The organism is Hypericibacter sp. (genome assembly GCF_050729195.1).
Classification (GTDB): Bacteria; Pseudomonadota; Alphaproteobacteria; order Dongiales; family Dongiaceae; genus Hypericibacter.
In genome coordinates, this window is record NZ_JBOHKS010000173.1 from 26,092 (window position 1) to 43,131 (window position 17,040).

The window sequence follows — 17,040 nt, forward strand, 5'->3', positions numbered from 1 at the left end:
ATGGTGTAGGATTGGTATCGGTCGGCCGCGCAAGCCCCACTCTTGCAGCCGTTTTCCCGGAAGGGCATAAGCTTCCGCCGTCATGGCCCGCATCGTCGCTTTCGACCCACCCTCCAGTTACGTCCGCAGTTCCGTCGACGTTCCCACGCTGTTTGTAGCGGCGGGGGTCTATGTGACCTTCGGGTTGCTCACTTGGTACAGCCACGTGATCCCCTGGTGGCTGCTCCTGCCCTTGGGCGGTTTCACGGTCGCCCTGCACGGGTCGCTGCAGCATGAAGCGGTGCATGGGTTTCCTTTCCGCGGCCGGTTCCTCAACAGCCTGCTGGTCTATCCCTCGCTGTGGCTCTGGCTGCCCTATCTCAGCTACCGTGAATCGCATCTGACCCATCACCGCGACGACCGCCTGACCTGCCCGATCGACGACCCGGAATCGAACTATCTGACGGCGGAGCAATGGACGGCCTTGGGTCCCCTGCATCGGCGCCTGCGCCTGGTGATGACGACGGTGGCCGGCCGCCTCCTCGTCACGCCGCTCTACTGCGTCTATCGCGCCGCCCGGCAATTGCTCAAGGCGATCGCGACCCGCGACATGCAGCATCTCGGGCAATGGCTGGTGCATGTGCTGGCCGTCGCCATCGTGCTCTGGTGGGCGATGGGCGTCTGCGACATGTCATTCTGGAAATATGTCCTTTGTTTCGCCTATCCCGGCCTGTCGCTGACGCTCCTGCGCTCCTTCTGCGAGCATCGCGCCGCGGCCGAGATCGGCAGCCGGACCGCCATCGTCGAAGCGGGCCGTATCATGTCGTTCCTCTATCTCAACAACAATCTGCATTTCGTGCATCACAACGAGCCGAACTCGCCCTGGCACAACCGGCCGGCGCGCTATCGGCAGGTGCGCGACCAGGTCTTCGCGGCCAATGGCGGCTATCGCCTCGCCGGCTATGGCGAAGTCCTGCGGCGCTGGTTCCTGACGCCGAAGGAGCCGGTCATCCATCCGCAAGGCCGGCCCTGACCTCCACGTTTCGCTGATTCGAACTGTAAATCCCAGGGTGACCGCTCAGGGGGCGGGAACCGGTGATGAGGCCAATCGTTCGCATTTCGAAGGCCACGCCGTTCGCATCCGAACACTTCGCTGGCTTTCCTGGTTTATTTTACTAGGATTGAAGTCGGAGAGGGGTGGTCATGGCCCAAAAACATCGCTCTCTTGCGATTGTCGTTCCTTTTTTCGTCGGCATCGTGCTGCTCGCCGCCATGGCGGGCTCGGCCCTGGTGCTGGGGATCGACGTCGGTCGCAGGAGTGACGCCGTCCGCGTGCAGGAAGCCGAAGCGGCTCAGACCGAAGCCGCTCTCTTGGCGTTGGTCGACGCCGAGACGGGATTCCGCGGCTATGCCTTGACGGCCGATGCAAGCTATCTCGAGTCCTACTACCAGGGACTCGAGCGTCTGCGTGCCATCGAGGTTTCGTCGCCGGCCTTGTTCGAAGGCACTGTCGAAGCCGACGGATCGAGCTTGCGCTTTGCCGACCTGGTCGCACACCGGCTCGCCTTGTTCGAGCAGGGCATCGCCGACATCAAGCAGAACGGTCCCCTGACCGGCAACCGCCTCGATTTCGTCATCCAGGGCAAGCAGGTCATGGATGCGATCCGCAAACTGGTGGGCGAACTCCGGGCCCACCGCCGGGCGGATATCGCGGCTCTGTCGAGCGATCTCGATTTTCGCAACATGCTCGCCTTCGGTCTCGTCACTGTGGCCGGCATCATCGCCATCGCGCTGAGCATCGCCCAGTTCTTCGCCTTCAACCGCCAGATTCGCCGCCGTGAATCGTCCGAATCCGCGCTGCAGCTGCGCAGTCGCGAGGTCGAGCTGGCGGCCGACATGACCAACGCGCTCCAGGCCGTGCCGACGCGCGAGGAGAGTCTGCTGGTGATCGCCGACTATTCCTCGCAGATCGTCGCCGACATGACCGGTGCGCTCTACACCTACAACAATTCCCGCGACCAGCTCGTGCTGTCCGCCTCCTGGGGCAATCCGGCCCTCAAATCGGATCTGACGGAGAGCTTCGGGCCCGACCAATGCTGGGCCCTGCGCCGCGGCACCGCCTACATGGCGAACTCGGCACGGCATGGCCTCAATTGCCAGCATGTGCAGGGGGCGCCGCATTCCTATATGTGCGTGCCTATTGCGGCGCAGGGCGCCGTCTATGGCGTGTTGCATCTGGCCTCGCCGGCCGCGACACCCGAGATCGCCTTCAGCGGGATCCAGGACACGGCCCGCGGGCTGGCCAATCGCCTGTCGCTGGCGCTCGCCAATATGGACTTGCGCGAGAAGCTGCGCAGTCTCGCCATCCGCGATCCACTGACCGGCCTCTTCAACCGGCGCGTCCTGGACGAGATTCTGGCGCGCGAACTGGCGCGCGCCGATCGTGCCCATTCGCGCCTCGGCATCGCGATGATCGATATCGACCATTTCAAGGGCTTCAACGATCAGTTCGGGCACAAGGCCGGCGACATCGTTCTCAAATCGGTCTGCGACCAGATCGCCAGGATGCTCCGGCGCAGCGACCTCGCCTGCCGCTATGGCGGGGAAGAGGTCGTCGCGCTGCTGCCCGATGTCGATGCCGAGAATGGCGTCCGGGTTTGTGAGAAGCTCCGGGAAGCCGTCGCCAGCATCGAGCTGGGGGAATTGGTGCCGGGCGCTTCCCACGTCACCATATCGATCGGGTTCAGCCTCTATCCCGACCTTTGCAGCGACGCCGCCGATCTCATGCCCAGCGCCGATCGCGCGATGTACAGTGCCAAGCGCGCCGGACGCAATCAGGTCGCGGTCTATGCTGGACCGGGACCCCGGCCGCCCCTGTCGGGCGGCATCCTGCCGACGCGAATGGAAACCGCGACCTCCGGCCCCGCCTGAGTCGCGGCCTCAGGTCGGGACGCCGCCCTCTTCCTTGCGCTTGGCGACGAAGGCTTCGAGCGCTTCGGTAATGGCCGGATCCAGCGGCGGGGGCTGGAACTCGGCCAGCGCCTGTTTCCAGATCGCGTTCGCCCGCTGCTCCGCCGTCTGCGCCCCGGCCAGGCGCCAGCTCTCGTAATTGCGCCAGTCGGACAGGACCGGCGAATAGAACGCCGTCTCGTAGCGCGCCATGGTGTGAGCCGTGCCGAAGAAATGCCCGCCCGGGCCGACATCGGCCATGGCCTCGAGGCCCAACGTGTCGTCGGTCACCTCGAGCGGTTGCAGGAACTCACCCATCATCTGCAGCATCTCGACATCGAGGATGAACTTCTCGAAGGAAGCGACCAGGCCGCCCTCCATCCAGCCGGCGCCATGGAGCATCATGTTGACGCCGCCCATCACGGCGCCCCAGATCGACATCTCGGATTCGTAGGCGGCCTGCGCATCGACCGCATTGGCGGCGCAGGCGTTTGAGGAGCGATAGGGAAAGCCGTAACGGCGCGCGAGCTGGCCACCGGCCATCGCGGCCCGGGTATATTCCGGCGTGCCGAAAGCCGGCGCCCCCGACTTCATGTCGACATTCGAGGTGAAGCCGCCATACATGCACGGCACACCCGGCGCCACCAGCTGGATCATCGTGATCCCGGCGAGGGCCTCGGCATTCTGTTGCGCCAGGGCACCAGCGATGGTCACGGGCGCCATGGCGCCCGACAGGGTGAAGGGGGTGAGCACCACCGGCTGGCCGTGGCGCGCCATCTCCATCAGGCCCTGCAGCATCGGCCCGTCGAGGCGCAGCGGCGAGTTGGAGTTCACGATCGAGAACAGGCTGGGCTCACGCTTGAGCTGGTCCTTGGTGATGCCGCGCGCGATGCAGATCATCTCGATCGCATCGGCGATGCGATGGCGCCCCAGCGAATAGGGATGCCAAAGCTTGTCGGTGAGCGTGATCACGGCCAGATGCGCGTCGAGATGGCGGGTCGCCGGCGGACGATCGGCGGGCTCGACCGGATAGCCGCCGGTGAACTGCACGATGTTGTAGGTCTGTACCAGCTTCAGCAGGTCGCAATAATCCTGGAAGTTGCCGGGCCGGCGGCCGCGATCCATGTCGCTGACATTGGGCGCGCTCGCGACCGAGCCGAAATTCACATGGTTGCCGCCGAAGGTCAGGTTGTGTTCCGGATTGCGCGCATGAAGCGTCACTTCGCGCGGCACCTTGGCGATCGATTCCAGCACCAGCCCGCGATCGAACCGCACGCGCTGCGAGCCGGCCTCGATCTTGGCGCCGGCAGCTTTGAGGATCGAAAGCGCCTCGGCGTCGAGGAACTCGATGCCGATCTCCTCGAGGATCTTGAGCGACGCCTCGTGGATCTTGTCGACCTGCTCGGGACGCAGGACCTCGATGGGCTTGTAGGGATTCCGGTAATGGCGCCAGGGCAGTTGCTTGAGGCCGCCCACCACGCGACGTTCGCGGCGGCGTCCTTGCTGGTCACGCGACATGCTGTCTCCCGATCGAACCGCTCCCGCCGACGGGCAGGAATGCCCCGGTCATGGCGCGGGTGGGAAGCTAGGGGCCCCGCCCCGACGCCGTCAAGGCCGCCCCGGCGGGGTTTCGCGTGAAATCCCGGATGCCTGAGACCCCATGGACGCAAACACCCGTTTCGCGTTAGGCAAATCGTCATGAAAACCCCATCCGTCACCTCGACCACAACCCCCGCCAGACCTCTCTCCATCGGCGACGCGCCCCTCGATATCGAGAGGGTGCGCGAGGTCGCCTTGCACGATGCCCGGGTCGCGCTGTCGCCCCTGGCCGAACGACGAATGGCGGTATCCCGGGCCGTGGTCGATCGCCACCTGACCGAGGGCCGGCCGGTTTATGGACTGACGCGCGGCCTGGGGACGCAGGCGACCAAAACCGTTCCGGCCGAAGTCCTGGCCGAGTTTTCCCGGTTGACGGTGCTGGGCCGGGCCCATTCGGTCGGGGCCGGCTTCTCGCGCGCCGCCACGCGCGCCACGGTGCTGATCCGCGCGACCAGCATGGCGGCGGGCGGCGCCGGCGTCAGGCCGGAGCTGGCGCGGTTCCTGCTGGAGCTCATCAACCGCAAGGTCCATCCCGTCATTCCCTCGATCGGCTCGATCGGCGCTTCCGATCTCTGCCAGCTGGCTCATATGGGGCTGGTCGTGATCGGGGAGGGCGAGGCGGAGTTCGAAGGCGACGTCATGCCCGGCGCCGAAGCGCTCAAACGCGCCGGCCTGACGCCGGTGTCATTGGCGCCCAAGGAAGGGCTGGCCCTCTGCAGCGCCAATTCGGCAACGGCCGCGCGCGGTGCCCTGGCGCTCGCCTGGGCCCGCGACCTGGCACTCCTCGCCGATCTCGCCGCCGCCCTCAGCATGGAAGGTTTCCGCGCCAATCTCTCGCCCTTCGATCCCCGCGTCGCCGCCGCCCGTCCGCAGCCCGGCCAGCCCCAATCCGCGGCGCGGCTCTTGCGTCTCCTCGCCGGCAGTGCGCTCCTGCAACCCGGTGCCGCGCGCCGGATCCAGGACCCGCTCTCCTTCCGTTGCGTCAGCCAGGTGCATGGCTCCTTCGAGATCACATTGGATCACGCGGAGCAGGCCCTGCGGCCCGAGTTCAATGGCGCCGGCGACAATCCGCTGGTGCTGCCCGAGGCCGACATCATCCTCTCGAACGGCAATTTCCACACGCCGGCCCTGGCGCTGGCCTTCGACGCCGCCGCCATCGGCCTGGCGCAGACCGCCAACCTCGCTGTCAATCGCATCGGGCGCATGATGTCGAAGCGCCTCACCGATCTGCCGGATGTCCTGACGCGGGAGCCGCCGCCCTCGGTGGGACTGGGCCCGCTCACCAAGACCACCGAGGCGCTCGCCGCCGAGATCCGCTTCGCGGCCAATCCCGTTGCCGCCGATCAGCGCCAGAGTGCGGAAGGCATCGAGGACGACACCACCAACGCGCCGCTGGCGGTGGCGAAGTTCGAGACCGCGCTCGAACGCTATGCGCTCCTGATCGCCTGCGAGTTGATCGTCGGTGCCGAAGCGGTCGACCACGCCAAGCCTCCGGGCCTGGGGGTCGGTCCCCGCATCGCCCATGAGGCGGTGCGGGCGCTGGTGCCGCCGCTGGAGCAGGATCGCCCTTACGGTTCCGCCATCGAGAGCGTGTGCGACCGCATGCTGCGATCGGAGATCTTCGCCCGGCAGGTGGCCGGCAGCATCGAATGACGCGGGCGGGAGCGCGGCGTCGCTAGGTCGGCGGCTGGCCGGTGCGACGGGCACCGTCGGTCTTCTTCATCTGCGCGGCCTCGGCCAGAATCCAATCGCGAAACGCCGTCACCAGCGGCGGCTCCGCCGCGCTGTCGGGACGGATCAGGAAATAGGCGAATTGCGCCGGTCCCTTGAGCGACAGATCGAAGGGCCGCACCAACCGCCCGCTCGCCAGATCGTCCGCCGCCAGCGTCGAATCGCCCAGTACGACACCCTGCCCGTCGATCGCGGCCTGGAGCGCCAGATCGGTCTGGGTGAAATGGATGCCGCGCGCGGCCCCTGCCTCTTTCGCCACGCCCGCAGCCAGCAGCCACATATTCCAGTTCGGCCAGGTGTCGTCCAGCGCGTTCCAATCGACATGGATCAGCGTGTGATGGCGCAGATCCCTCGGCTGGCGCAGCGGATATTTGCCTTTGAGCAGCTTCGGGCTGCAGACCGGGAAGACCATGTCCTCGAACAGCCGGTCCGCCAGCAGGCCGGGATAGTCGCCCTTGCCGAAGCGGATGCCGATATCGACGTCCTCGCGAACGAAGTCGATCAATCGCTGCGACACCTCGATGCGGACATCGGCCTCGGGATTCTGCAGCAGGAAACGATCGAGCCGCGGCACCAGCCATTTGGCCGCGAATGAAGGCGAGCTCGTGACCATCAATCTCGGCCGGCCGGCCGCCTCGCGCAGCCGCGCCACCGCCCGCCCCACCCCGTCGATCGCCTCCGCCGCGGCGTGACGCAGGATCTCCCCGGCCGGTGTCAGCCGGACCACGCGGCTGGTCCGCGCGAAAAGTTTCACGCCCAGCTGATCCTCGAGCTCGCGCACGAGATGGCTCACCGCGGCCGGCGTCACGCCGAGTTCGGCCGCGGCCTTGGTGAAGCTCGAATGGCGCGCCGCCGCCTCGAAGCCGCGCAACCCGCCCAGTCCGGGAATGAAGGTCACCATGGCGCTATATTCAAATAAAACTCACTAATAGGTCAAGGCAAAGTCGTTTGATATCGAGGCTTTTAAGCCCTATCTCCTTTACTCAAGGATCATATCCGATAAACAGATTTGAAGGATATCGCCATGTCGAACCGGCTCCAGCGCCACCCCGCCCCGCCCGCCTTCCTGTCCGAGCTCGGGCGCCACGAGGCCCCGCAAAACAGCCCCTCCCCTGCCCGCGCGGTGTGGCAGGGCGTGATCGCCAGCCTGGCGCGGTGGCTCGACGAGCAGCGCGAACGGCGCGGCAGCGTCACCCGGCTGCGGCATCTGAATGACTGGATGTTGCGCGATATCGGCATCGATCGCGACGATATCGAGGCCAACGTCGATCGCGGCCTGTGGGAGCTGCGGCTTCAGCAAGCCCCGCGCACAGGCCGCGAGATCCATCGCGGCCTGTGAGTGTCGAAACCTCGCGGAAGCCCGTGGGCAGGTTCAGTTGACCGGCAGCGCCTCGAGCGTGAAGCCCTTGGGCAGGGTTGCATGGGCGAAATCGAGCTTGTCGGCCACGACCGGAATCTCGATCTTGTAGTCGGGGGTGAACACGATCTCGAAAACCGCGTCGGTGATCATGGCCGGATCCTTCTTTCCGTCCGCTGACCACAAAGTGAACTGCGTCTCCGCGTCGCCGCCGCCGGCCTTGTGGAAGCTCGCGGCCGGCTCGCTCATGATCTCGTTGAGGAGATCGTCGTAGGATTTATCGGCCGGCCCCTTGAGCACCGCGCGCTGCAGCATATGAGTGCGGTCGGCATAGGTGACGATCGCAACCGCATCCTTGAACTTGAGGAAGGTCGTGTCGCGGTCGGCGGCCCATGAGGGCAGGACGCCGGCCTCTCGCATGATGCCCTCGGAATTCGGCACCTCGAGCGTCGCCGGCTCACCGCTCACCGCGAGCAGCGGCTTGCCGCTCTCGAGGCTGAAGAAGGTCGAGCGGTCGAGCGCGCCGCAGCAGCCATATTCGATGATCCGATAGAAGGCGTCATTGCCGGCGAGGCCCGCGGGCGAGCCGGAATCGCCCGTGAGATTGAAACCCGGACCGGGCTTGCGCGAGCCGTCTGCGCCGATCTTCCAGGTCGAGATGGTGACGTTGGATTTCACCGGCCCCTCGGAATCGTCGCGCTCGACCGATGCCATCTCCTCCTTGATCAACATATGGATGAAATCGCCACTCCCTTGCGGCCAATATTGCACGACCGTAAAGCGCCGGTTGGTGCTGTCGACCTCGAAGACACCGTCCTTGACGGTGATCTTGACCTCGGAAGTCGCGCTGTCGCTGACGGGACCTTGGGCCAGAGCCGGCAGGCTCAGAGACAGCAGTCCAGCAAAGCTGGCGGTAAGGAGCAGACGGGCCGACATGAAGGTCCTCTTTTGGGTTCCTGGTTTCAGGGAAGCCGGCTTTTAGGAGGTGAAGATTTCGGGGTTGAGGCGCCTCGTCACGCCGCCAGGGTCGCGACCGCGCCGCGGAACCGCGCGGCGACCGCCTCTTCGGCGAAATGATGGCCGGCTTCGACCACCCAGCGCCCGCCGATCATGACGTCGCGCACGGGGTTGGCGTTGCCGGCGAAGACCAGCGCGTCGATCAGCGTGTCGTCCTGACGGCCATAGAGCAGCGGATGCTCGGCGTCGAGCACCAGCAGGTCGGCGCGATGGCCGGGCGCCAGGCTGCCGATCGGCCGCGCCAGGGCACGCGCACCGCCTTCGAGCGCCGCGCGATAGAGATCGGCGCCGACCGAACCGGTGCGGCCGGTCATGCGGTTACGGCGGCGCTCCAGGAGCCGCTGGCCATATTCGAGCCAGCGCAGCTCCTCGACGGGACTGACGGAGATATGGCTGTCGGAACCGACACCGAAGGCGCCACCCAGGCGCTGATAGGCGATCGCCGGAAAGAAACCGTCGCCGAGATTCGCTTCCGTGGTCGGGCAGAGCCCCGCGACCGCGCCGGAGATCGCCAGCGCCCGCGTCTCCGCCTCCGTCATATGGGTCGCATGCACCAGGCACCAGCGCGGGCCCACGGGCAGATGGCCCATCAGCCAATCGACCGGCCGACGTCCCGACCAGGCGACGCAGTCATCGACCTCGAGCGTCTGCTCGGCGATATGGATGTGGATCGGCGCCTCGGGGTCGAGCGCATCGAGCCCGGCGACGGCGCCGGTCAGCATTTCCGGCGTCACGGCGCGCAGGCTGTGCGGCGCGATGCCGATGCGAACCTGCGGGTTGCCGCGATGGCGGCGCATCAGTTCCTGGATCAGGGCCAGATAGGCATCGAGCGAATGGAGGAAGCGGCGCTGGCCGGGCCTGGCCGGCTGGCCGCCGAAACCGCCCTGGGCATAGAGCACGGGCAGATGTGTGATGCCGATGCCCACATGGGCCGCGGCCGCCAGCACCCGCTCCGACATCTCGGCGGGATCGGCATAGGGCCGGCCCTCCGGATCGTGATGCAGATAGTGGAACTCGCCGACGGTGGTGTAGCCCGCCTTGATCATCTCGACATAGAGCTGGGCGGCGATGGCCTCGACCTGGCCGGGCGACAGCGTCTCCACAAAGCCATACATCACGCTCCGCCAGGTCCAGAAGCTGTCCTCGCCGGCGGCACCGCCCTGCCCGGCACGTTCGGTCAGGCCCGCCATGGCGCGCTGAAAGGCATGCGAATGGAGATTGGGCATGCCCGGAAGGACAGGACCGGCCGCGCGCACCGCGTGACGGGCGGCGGGCTGGGCGCCCGCGTCGGCGGTCACCGCCGCGAGGCTGCCATCGACCGCGATCTCGAACAGCACGTCCTTCGCCCAGCCGTCCGGCAGGAGCGCTCTTTCGGCGAGGAGACGATGGACAATGCTCATGAAGGGGACTGGATATGCCGAGTTGCGCGACCGGCCGTCCTGCCGGGCCGACCTGGCACCGGGGGCTCGGGGGCGCGTGTCCCGATCTTATAGCAAAATTTCGGGAGGGCAGTAACCCGCGCCGCCATTCGGCAATCCGGCGGACTGGGAAAAAGAGCCTGGAGGCCGACAGGCGATCTCCAAGGGTCGCATCCCCTGCCGCAGCTTTGTCGCCGGCGACGGGACCGCGGTCCTCGGAAGACCCTGCTCCCAAGAACCGCAGCCGGCGTCATCTCATCAAGGAATGCCGAGCGATCGAAGCTGCAGCAGCGAGAATGCGATCAAATCGCTTCCTTGAGATCCTTGGCAACGCGGAAGGCGACCTTCTTCGACGCCTTGATCTTGATGGCTTCGCCGGTCGCCGGATTGCGGCCCATGCGGGCGGCGCGCTTGCGGACCTGGAGGATGCCGAGGCCCGTGATGCGGACCTTGTTGCCCTTCTTGAGATTCTTGACGATCAGGCCGACGAAATCGTCGAACACGCCAGCGACGGCCTTCTTCGGCATGTCATGCTGGGCGGCGAGCTCCGCGATGATCTTCGACAACGGGATGGTGGTTACTGCAGCTTTCTCAGCCATGGGTATCCCCTATTGTTATGGACTGTCCGTCGCCTTCGTCCAACGCACGGATGTGCGAAAGTTCAATCGCGACGGCCATAGGGCCAACTCAGTATGGGTTGGCGTACACGCCCCATAACATGTCTCGTGCCGATTCGGAACATGCGCACATCAAAATAATGCCGTCACCACGCAGTTTTTTTAGTTACACCGCCGCCACAACGCGAGTCTCGCGCCTGATGGTCGAACGACTCGCGATTTCAGTGTGCCGGCATTTGTTTCAATTGTGGCAGGACTCGGGCGGACGCGAATCGGAAGCAGCCTGTGGAAAAGTCGGCCCAGGGCTGGCTTTCTTGACAATAGTTTCATTTGAAACTAATTTAGCCGGGCCGTTTTGACGTCGAAACCTCCGGGAGATGTCGCATGCGCAAATTCATCGCCTTGCCCCGCATCGAAGGCCGCGCATCGCGCCAGGCGCATTGCGATCTGCCAGAAGGCACCTTCGAGCGCGAGCTGGGCAAGGAAGGCTTCTTCGGCCCGGCGACGATGATGTATCACGCGCATCCGCCGACCGGATGGACCGGCTGGGAAGGGCCGCTGCGGCCCCGGGCTTTCGATCTCGACAAAATTCCGAGCGGCATGGCATCGCCCTGGAAGGCCGCCCCTGTCCTCTCAAATGCCTCGTTGAAGCTCCGCTATTGGCGGTGCGACCGGTCGATGGATCATCTGGTCCGCAATGCCGATGGCGACGAGCTCTTGTTCCTGCATCGCGGCAGCGCCGAGCTCTTCTGCGACTATGGCCATCTGTCGCTCTCGGCCGGCGACTATCTGATGCTCCCGCGCTCGACCATGTGGCGGATCGAGGTTGCGTCGCCGGTCGACCTGCTGATGATCGAATGCAGCAACGGCTCCTATACTCTGCCCGAGAAGGGGCTGGTCGGGCAGCATGCGATCTTCGACCCGGCCATGCTCGACGTGCCCGCGATCGACGACGCCTTCCTGGCGCAACAGGGCGAGCACCAGACTCGCGTCGTCATCAAGCGCCAGAACCGGCTCTCGACCGTCACCTATCCCTTCAATCCGCTGGATGCGGTGGGCTGGCATGGCGACCTCGTGCCGGTGCGCATCAACATCAGGCATATCCGCCCGATCATGTCGCACCGCCAGCATCTGCCGCCCTCGGCGCACACGACTTTCCTCGGCGACCGCTTCGTCGTCTGCAGCTTCGTGCCGCGGCCCTTCGAGACCGATCCCGGTGCGATCAAGGTGCCGTTCTTCCACAACAACGACGATTATGACGAGGTCATCTTCTATCACGCGGGCGATTTTTTCAGCCGCGACAACATCAAGCCGGGGATGGTGACCTGGCACCCCTGCGGCTTCACCCATGGGCCTCACCCCAAGGCCCTGACGCGCATGTATGAGCAGACCAAGCCCGGCACCGACGAATATGCCGTCATGATCGACGCGCGCGATCCGCTCGAGATGGGCGAAGGCGCCGCGGCCACGGAGTTCGAGGCCTATGCCCAGTCCTGGCAGTCGCCGGGCCCGGTGAAGGCGCCCTCCCGGAAATCCGGCTCCTGAGGCGCCGGCGGTCATGAAACTGGCGACGCTCAAGACCGGCGGCCGCGACGGCCGGCTCGTTCTGGTCAGCCGCGATCTGAAGTGCGCGGTCTTCCTGGATGGCGTTGCCACGCTCCAGGCGGCCCTCGACAATTGGGCGGCGGCGGCACCGCGTCTTCAGGCGCAGCATCGGGCCCTCGAATCCGGCGATGTCAGCGGCAGCTTCGCCTTCGATCCCGAGCATTGTGCCTCGCCTTTGCCGCGCGCCTATCAATGGGCCGACGGCTCGGCCTATGTGAACCATGTGGCGCTGGTCCGCCAGGCCCGCGGCGCCGAGATGCCGCAAAGCTTCTGGACCGATCCCCTGATCTATCAGGGCGGCTCGGACGAGTTTCTGGCGCCTCACGATTCCATTCCGGCGGCCGACGAGGCATGGGGTGTCGATTTCGAGGCGGAGGTCGCGGTCGTCCTCGACGATGTGCCGATGGGCGCGACCGCGGCCCAGGCGCGCGAACGCATCCGTTTGGTGATGCTCGTCAATGACGTGTCGCTGCGCAACCTCATCCCGGGCGAGCTGGCCAAGGGCTTCGGCTTCTTCCAGTCGAAGCCGGCCTCCGCTTTCTCGCCCGTCGCCGTCACGCCTGATGAGCTGGGTCCGGACTGGGACGGCGCCAGGCTCAACCTTCCTTTGCTGGTTCGCCTGAACGGCGCTCCCTTCGGCCAGGCCGACGCCGGCATCGACATGACGTTCGATTTCCCGACCCTGATCGCGCATGCGGCGAAAACGCGGAACCTGCGCGCCGGCAGCATCCTGGGATCGGGCACCGTGTCCAACCGCGGGCCCGACGGCGGTCCGGGGCGTCCAATCGCTCAGGGCGGCGTCGGCTATTCCTGCATCGCCGAGCAGCGCATGGTCGAGACGATCCTCGAGGGAAAACCGCGCACACCGTTCCTGCGCGCCGGCGACCGCGTGACCATCGAGATGCAGGATCGGGCGGGCCGTTCGATCTTCGGCGCGATCGATCAGACCGTCTCCCCGGCATCGCCGCCGCTACACCCTCCTCTCTCCTCCTGATAAGGTCGGCCCGCCGGGGCCCAACCTCCGCCGGCAGGGACGATCGCCCCATGCTCAAGAAGCCGATGAGCCAGCGCGCGAGGACGCTTCGCTTCGTCGCGGAGTTCGCCGAGCAGGACGGCTGGCCGCGCGAACGGCTGCTGGCCCTGCAACGCCATCGGCTGCAGCGGACGATCGCCCATGCGCTGCTCCATTCACCCTATTATCGCGACCTGGCGACGAAGCTGGGCGGCAGCCCGAGACGCCTTCAGGATTTTCCGGTTCTCACCAAATCCGCCCTGATGGCGGAGTTCGACCGGATCCTCGCCGATCCGCAGCTCAACCGCGCGCTGGTGGAAGACCATCTCAACCGCCACGGCTCGACCGTCGAGCTGTTTCGGAAATATCATGTCTTCCCGACCGGCGGCTCGAGCGGCATTCGCGGCACGATCGTCTATGACCGCGTCACCCGTCTCCTCGGCATCGCCACCACGCTGCGCTGGCTGCAGCGGATGGGTGTCGGCGAAGGAACCCGGGTCATCGGCATCGGCGCCGCCACCTCGATCCATGTCTCCAATCATGTGTTCCACGAGCTTCGCAAGAACCGGCCCGACGCTCCGGCCCTCGACGTCACCATGCCGATGGCGGCCCTGGTGGAGGGGCTCAACCGCTATCGGCCCGAGGTGCTGATTTCCTATCCGTCGATCCTGCGCGAGCTGGCGCTGGAACAGCTCGCTGGCCGGCTGTCGATCGCCCCCCGCCGCTGCAGCTCGGTCTCCGAGATGCTGGCGCCGGAGGTTCGCCGCCTCGCCTTCGATGCCTGGGGGGCGCGCGTCATCGACAGCTACGCCACGACCGAGACCGGCATCATCGCCACCGACTGCGAGGAGTCCGACGGCCTCCATCTGATGGAAGAGCTGATGATCGTCGAGAATGTCGACGAGGAGTACCGCCCCGTGCGGCTCGGCACCGTCGGCGAGCGCATCCTCGTCACCACGCTCTTCAATCCGGTCCTGCCTCTGATCCGCTACGAGATCACCGACCGCGTCGCCCTCGCCGCCGAGCCCTGCCGCTGCGGACGCCCGCATTGGCGCCTCGCCTCGATCCAGGGGCGGCGCGAGGAGATGCTGGATCTGCCCGCCAAGGATGGCGGCACCACCCGCGTCGCGCCGGTGCATTTCCGTGACGCCCTCCTGCTCGATCCGGGCGTACGCCAGTATCAGATCGAGACGCGGACGCAAGGGCTGCATCTCCGGATCGTGCTGAGCCCCGATGCCGGGGATCCCGCAGGCACGATGGACCGGCTCCGCCGGGTGGTCGAGGTCGAGCTTGCCAAGGTCGGTGCGCGGCCGGTCGTCACTATCGAGCCGGTGGACCGGATCGAACGCATCGCCGGCTCGGGCAAGGCTCCGCTCGTGATGCGGCCGAGGTGACCTCGTGGAAAGAGCCAAACCCGCACGCCAGGAACGATAATGCCCAAGACACCCATGAGCCGGCAGCCGAGGACGCTGGAGTTCATCGCGGCCCTCGCCGAAAGAGAAAAATGGCCACGCGACAAGTTGCTCGCCTTGCAGCGGGACCGCTTGCGGAAGATGATCGCCTATGTGGTGCCGCGCTCGCCTTACTACCGCGACGCTCTGAAGGCGACGGGCGACGGACCGAAGCGGCTTCAGGATTTTCCGATTCTGAACAAATCCATCGTGATGGCCGAGTTCGACCGGATCGTGACCGACCCACAGATAAACCGCGCCCTGATCGAGACTCACCTCGCAGAAAAAGGCCCCACGGTCGCGCTGTTCGGGAAGTATCATGTCTTCCCCAGCGGCGGCTCGACCGGTACCCGATCCTTGATGGTCTATGACCGCAATGCCCGCCTTCTCGGAATTGCGAACACGCTGCGCTGGCTGGGCGGGATGGGCGTGACCAAGACGACCCGCGTCACCGGCATCGGGGCCGCCACCACAATTCACGTCTCGAACCAGGTCTTTCGCGAGATCCGGAACGGCCGTCCCAATTCGCCATCGTTGGATGTCACGATGCCTGTGCCGCAGCTGGTCAAGGCGCTCAACAATTATCGCCCGGAAGTGCTGATCTCCTACCCCTCGATCCTGCGCGAGCTTGCGCTCGAGCAGCTGGCCGGCAGGCTTTCGATCGCGCCGCGCTGCTGCAGCTCGGTCTCGGAGACCCTGTCGCCCGAGGTCCGCCGCCTCGCCTTCGAAGCCTGGCAGTCTCCCATCATCGACAGCTATGCCACGACCGAGACCGGTATGATCGGGAGCGAGTGCGCCGAGGCGAACGGCATGCATCTGCTGGAAGAACTGATGATCTTCGAGGTCGTCGACGAGGATTATCGGCCCGTACCCCTGGGCACCGTCGGCGAACGTGTGTTGGTGACACCGCTCTTCAATCCGGTGCTGCCGTTGATTCGCTACGAGATCACGGACCGCGTGGCGCTCGCGTCGGAGCCCTGCCGTTGCGGGCGGCCCCATTGGCGCCTGGCGACGATCCAGGGACGGCGTGAAGAAATGCTCGACCTGCCCGCGAAAGCCGGGGGCCTCATACGCATCGCGTCGGTCCGCTTCCGCGACCCGCTCCTGCTCAATCCAGGCTTACGGCAGTTTCAGATCGAGGCGCGGCCGCAAGGGCTCCATGTGCGGGTGCTGCTGGGGCCGGAAGCCGGCGACCCGGTACCGGCGCTTGAGTCGCTGCGCCGGGCGATCGAGGCCGAACTCGACAAGGTCGGTGCGGTGCCGATCATGACGATCGAGGCGGTGGACTCCCTCGAACGCATCGCGAGCTCGGGCAAGGCACGGCTCGTGGTACGGCCGACGTGATCCCATGGACAAGGCCGTACCCGCCCGCCTTCATGTCCTGATCGCCCGCGAATCGCGGACTGCGGTCGTGCTGCGCCGTGGTCCTTCGAACCTGGTCTGCACTATGGGCTGGAATCTGAACGACGATTCCTTTCGTCTGGGGCAATGGCTAAAGGGCAGAATCTACGAACGACGCTCTGACCTGTCGCCGGACGGGCGGCACATGATCTATTTCGCCAAACGACGAAGCGGTCCGACCAACGCCTGGACAGCGATCTCGCGCGCACCCTATTTGAAAGCAGAGGCGCTTTGGTTCAAGAGCGACTCTTGGGACGGTGGCGGGCTCTTCACCTCGAACAGCAGCTACTGGTTCAATGAGAACCCCAATAACGGTTTACATCGATTTGAGTTCGATAACAGCCACCTCCAAATGGACCCTTACTTCCCTGGAAGCAAACGACTCGACCCCTACATCGCTCGCATTCAGCGAGACGGCTGGAAGCTGAAAAATGTCGAGAAAGCCGAAGGCCTCCACGTCATTCTCGCTTTCGATAAGCCGATCGACGAGCGATGGACCTTGAGGAAGCTTCTTCACGGCAAAGTCACGGGACGCCCCCGAAACAAAGACCACAGGAACAGAGGCACCTCGTTCGACGAGCATCTGCTTCTCGATGGCCACGATAAGGCCCCCCTGGATCTGCCCGAATGGGAATGGGCCGATGTCGACGGACAACGGCTTCTCTGGGCCGAAGCCGGCAAGCTCTTTTCCGCCCAAATCTCGGACAAAGGCCTGACCTCTGTCCGCGAACTCCACGATTTCAACCCCATGAGTTTCGAACCGATCGAAGCGCCATACTGACGCCTTCGACCACGGCTACGGGCGTCACAAAAATTGCGCCCGCCGATGGGGCCGCGGGCCTATAATCCAGGGACACGGCCGGCGCCCAGACCACGCCGCCAGGATCGGGAGAGCGAGGAGAGG

At 65.6% G+C, this 17,040-nt stretch carries 14 protein-coding genes; 9 read left to right on the plus strand and 5 right to left on the minus strand.

Features of this window, described 5'->3' with window-relative positions:
- The first annotated feature begins 82 nt into the window (after positions 1 to 82).
- Positions 83 to 1,012, plus strand: a complete 930-nt coding sequence (locus ACREE8_RS13560) for a fatty acid desaturase (RefSeq protein ID WP_431573538.1) — start codon at positions 83 to 85, stop codon at positions 1,010 to 1,012.
- A 170-nt stretch (positions 1,013 to 1,182) separates the two neighbouring features.
- Entirely contained in the window at positions 1,183 to 2,910 is a 1,728-nt protein-coding gene (locus ACREE8_RS13565; RefSeq protein ID WP_431573539.1) for a sensor domain-containing diguanylate cyclase, read from the plus strand.
- Positions 2,911 to 2,919: 9 nt separating this feature from the next.
- Here ACREE8_RS13565 and ACREE8_RS13570 read toward each other — a convergent pair whose 3' ends face one another.
- A complete protein-coding gene (locus ACREE8_RS13570; protein ID WP_431573540.1) occupies positions 2,920 to 4,446 on the minus strand; it encodes a trimethylamine methyltransferase family protein in 1,527 nt (508 codons plus the stop codon).
- Positions 4,447 to 4,626: 180 nt separating this feature from the next.
- On the opposite strand from ACREE8_RS13570, the gene ACREE8_RS13575 reads away from it, so the two are divergent.
- Positions 4,627 to 6,180 carry an HAL/PAL/TAL family ammonia-lyase gene (locus tag ACREE8_RS13575; RefSeq protein ID WP_431573541.1) on the plus strand — a complete coding sequence of 518 codons (1,554 nt, stop codon included), beginning with the start codon at positions 4,627 to 4,629 and terminating at the stop codon, positions 6,178 to 6,180.
- 22 nt (positions 6,181 to 6,202) lie between these two features.
- Here ACREE8_RS13575 and gcvA read toward each other — a convergent pair whose 3' ends face one another.
- Positions 6,203 to 7,159, minus strand: coding sequence for a transcriptional regulator GcvA (gene gcvA, locus ACREE8_RS13580; RefSeq protein WP_431573542.1), 957 nt, complete (start codon positions 7,157 to 7,159; stop codon positions 6,203 to 6,205).
- 123 nt (positions 7,160 to 7,282) lie between these two features.
- Between gcvA and ACREE8_RS13585 the strand changes: the two genes are divergently transcribed.
- Entirely contained in the window at positions 7,283 to 7,597 is a 315-nt protein-coding gene (locus tag ACREE8_RS13585; RefSeq protein ID WP_431573543.1) for a DUF1127 domain-containing protein, read from the plus strand.
- Between the two features lie 33 nt (positions 7,598 to 7,630).
- Here ACREE8_RS13585 and ACREE8_RS13590 read toward each other — a convergent pair whose 3' ends face one another.
- The 3 genes from ACREE8_RS13590 to ACREE8_RS13600 form a co-directional block, all read right to left on the minus strand.
- Positions 7,631 to 8,551 (minus strand): hypothetical protein, encoded by a 921-nt coding sequence (locus ACREE8_RS13590; RefSeq protein ID WP_431573544.1) that lies wholly within the window; start codon positions 8,549 to 8,551, stop codon positions 7,631 to 7,633.
- A 77-nt stretch (positions 8,552 to 8,628) separates the two neighbouring features.
- The gene (locus tag ACREE8_RS13595; RefSeq protein ID WP_431573545.1) at positions 8,629 to 10,032 is read right to left on the minus strand and encodes a formimidoylglutamate deiminase; all 1,404 of its coding nucleotides are present in this window, start codon (positions 10,030 to 10,032) and stop codon (positions 8,629 to 8,631) included.
- Positions 10,033 to 10,352: 320 nt separating this feature from the next.
- Positions 10,353 to 10,649 (minus strand): HU family DNA-binding protein, encoded by a 297-nt coding sequence (locus tag ACREE8_RS13600; protein WP_431573546.1) that lies wholly within the window; start codon positions 10,647 to 10,649, stop codon positions 10,353 to 10,355.
- Between the two features lie 402 nt (positions 10,650 to 11,051).
- On the opposite strand from ACREE8_RS13600, the gene ACREE8_RS13605 reads away from it, so the two are divergent.
- Genes ACREE8_RS13605 through ACREE8_RS13625 form a run of 5 tightly spaced genes read left to right on the plus strand, consistent with a single transcriptional unit; the run spans position 11,052 to position 16,917 of the window.
- Entirely contained in the window at positions 11,052 to 12,212 is a 1,161-nt protein-coding gene (locus ACREE8_RS13605) for a homogentisate 1,2-dioxygenase (protein WP_431573547.1), read from the plus strand.
- 13 nt (positions 12,213 to 12,225) lie between these two features.
- Complete coding sequence (locus ACREE8_RS13610; RefSeq protein WP_431573548.1) at positions 12,226 to 13,266, plus strand: fumarylacetoacetate hydrolase family protein; 1,041 nt, start codon at positions 12,226 to 12,228, stop codon at positions 13,264 to 13,266.
- Between the two features lie 50 nt (positions 13,267 to 13,316).
- Entirely contained in the window at positions 13,317 to 14,678 is a 1,362-nt protein-coding gene (locus tag ACREE8_RS13615; RefSeq protein WP_431573549.1) for a phenylacetate--CoA ligase family protein, read from the plus strand.
- 39 nt (positions 14,679 to 14,717) lie between these two features.
- On the plus strand, positions 14,718 to 16,079 hold the full coding sequence (locus ACREE8_RS13620; RefSeq protein WP_431573550.1) for a phenylacetate--CoA ligase family protein: 1,362 nt from the start codon (positions 14,718 to 14,720) through the stop codon (positions 16,077 to 16,079).
- A gap of 4 nt (positions 16,080 to 16,083) precedes the next feature.
- Entirely contained in the window at positions 16,084 to 16,917 is an 834-nt protein-coding gene (locus tag ACREE8_RS13625; protein ID WP_431573551.1) for a hypothetical protein, read from the plus strand.
- Positions 16,918 to 17,040 lie beyond the last annotated feature (123 nt).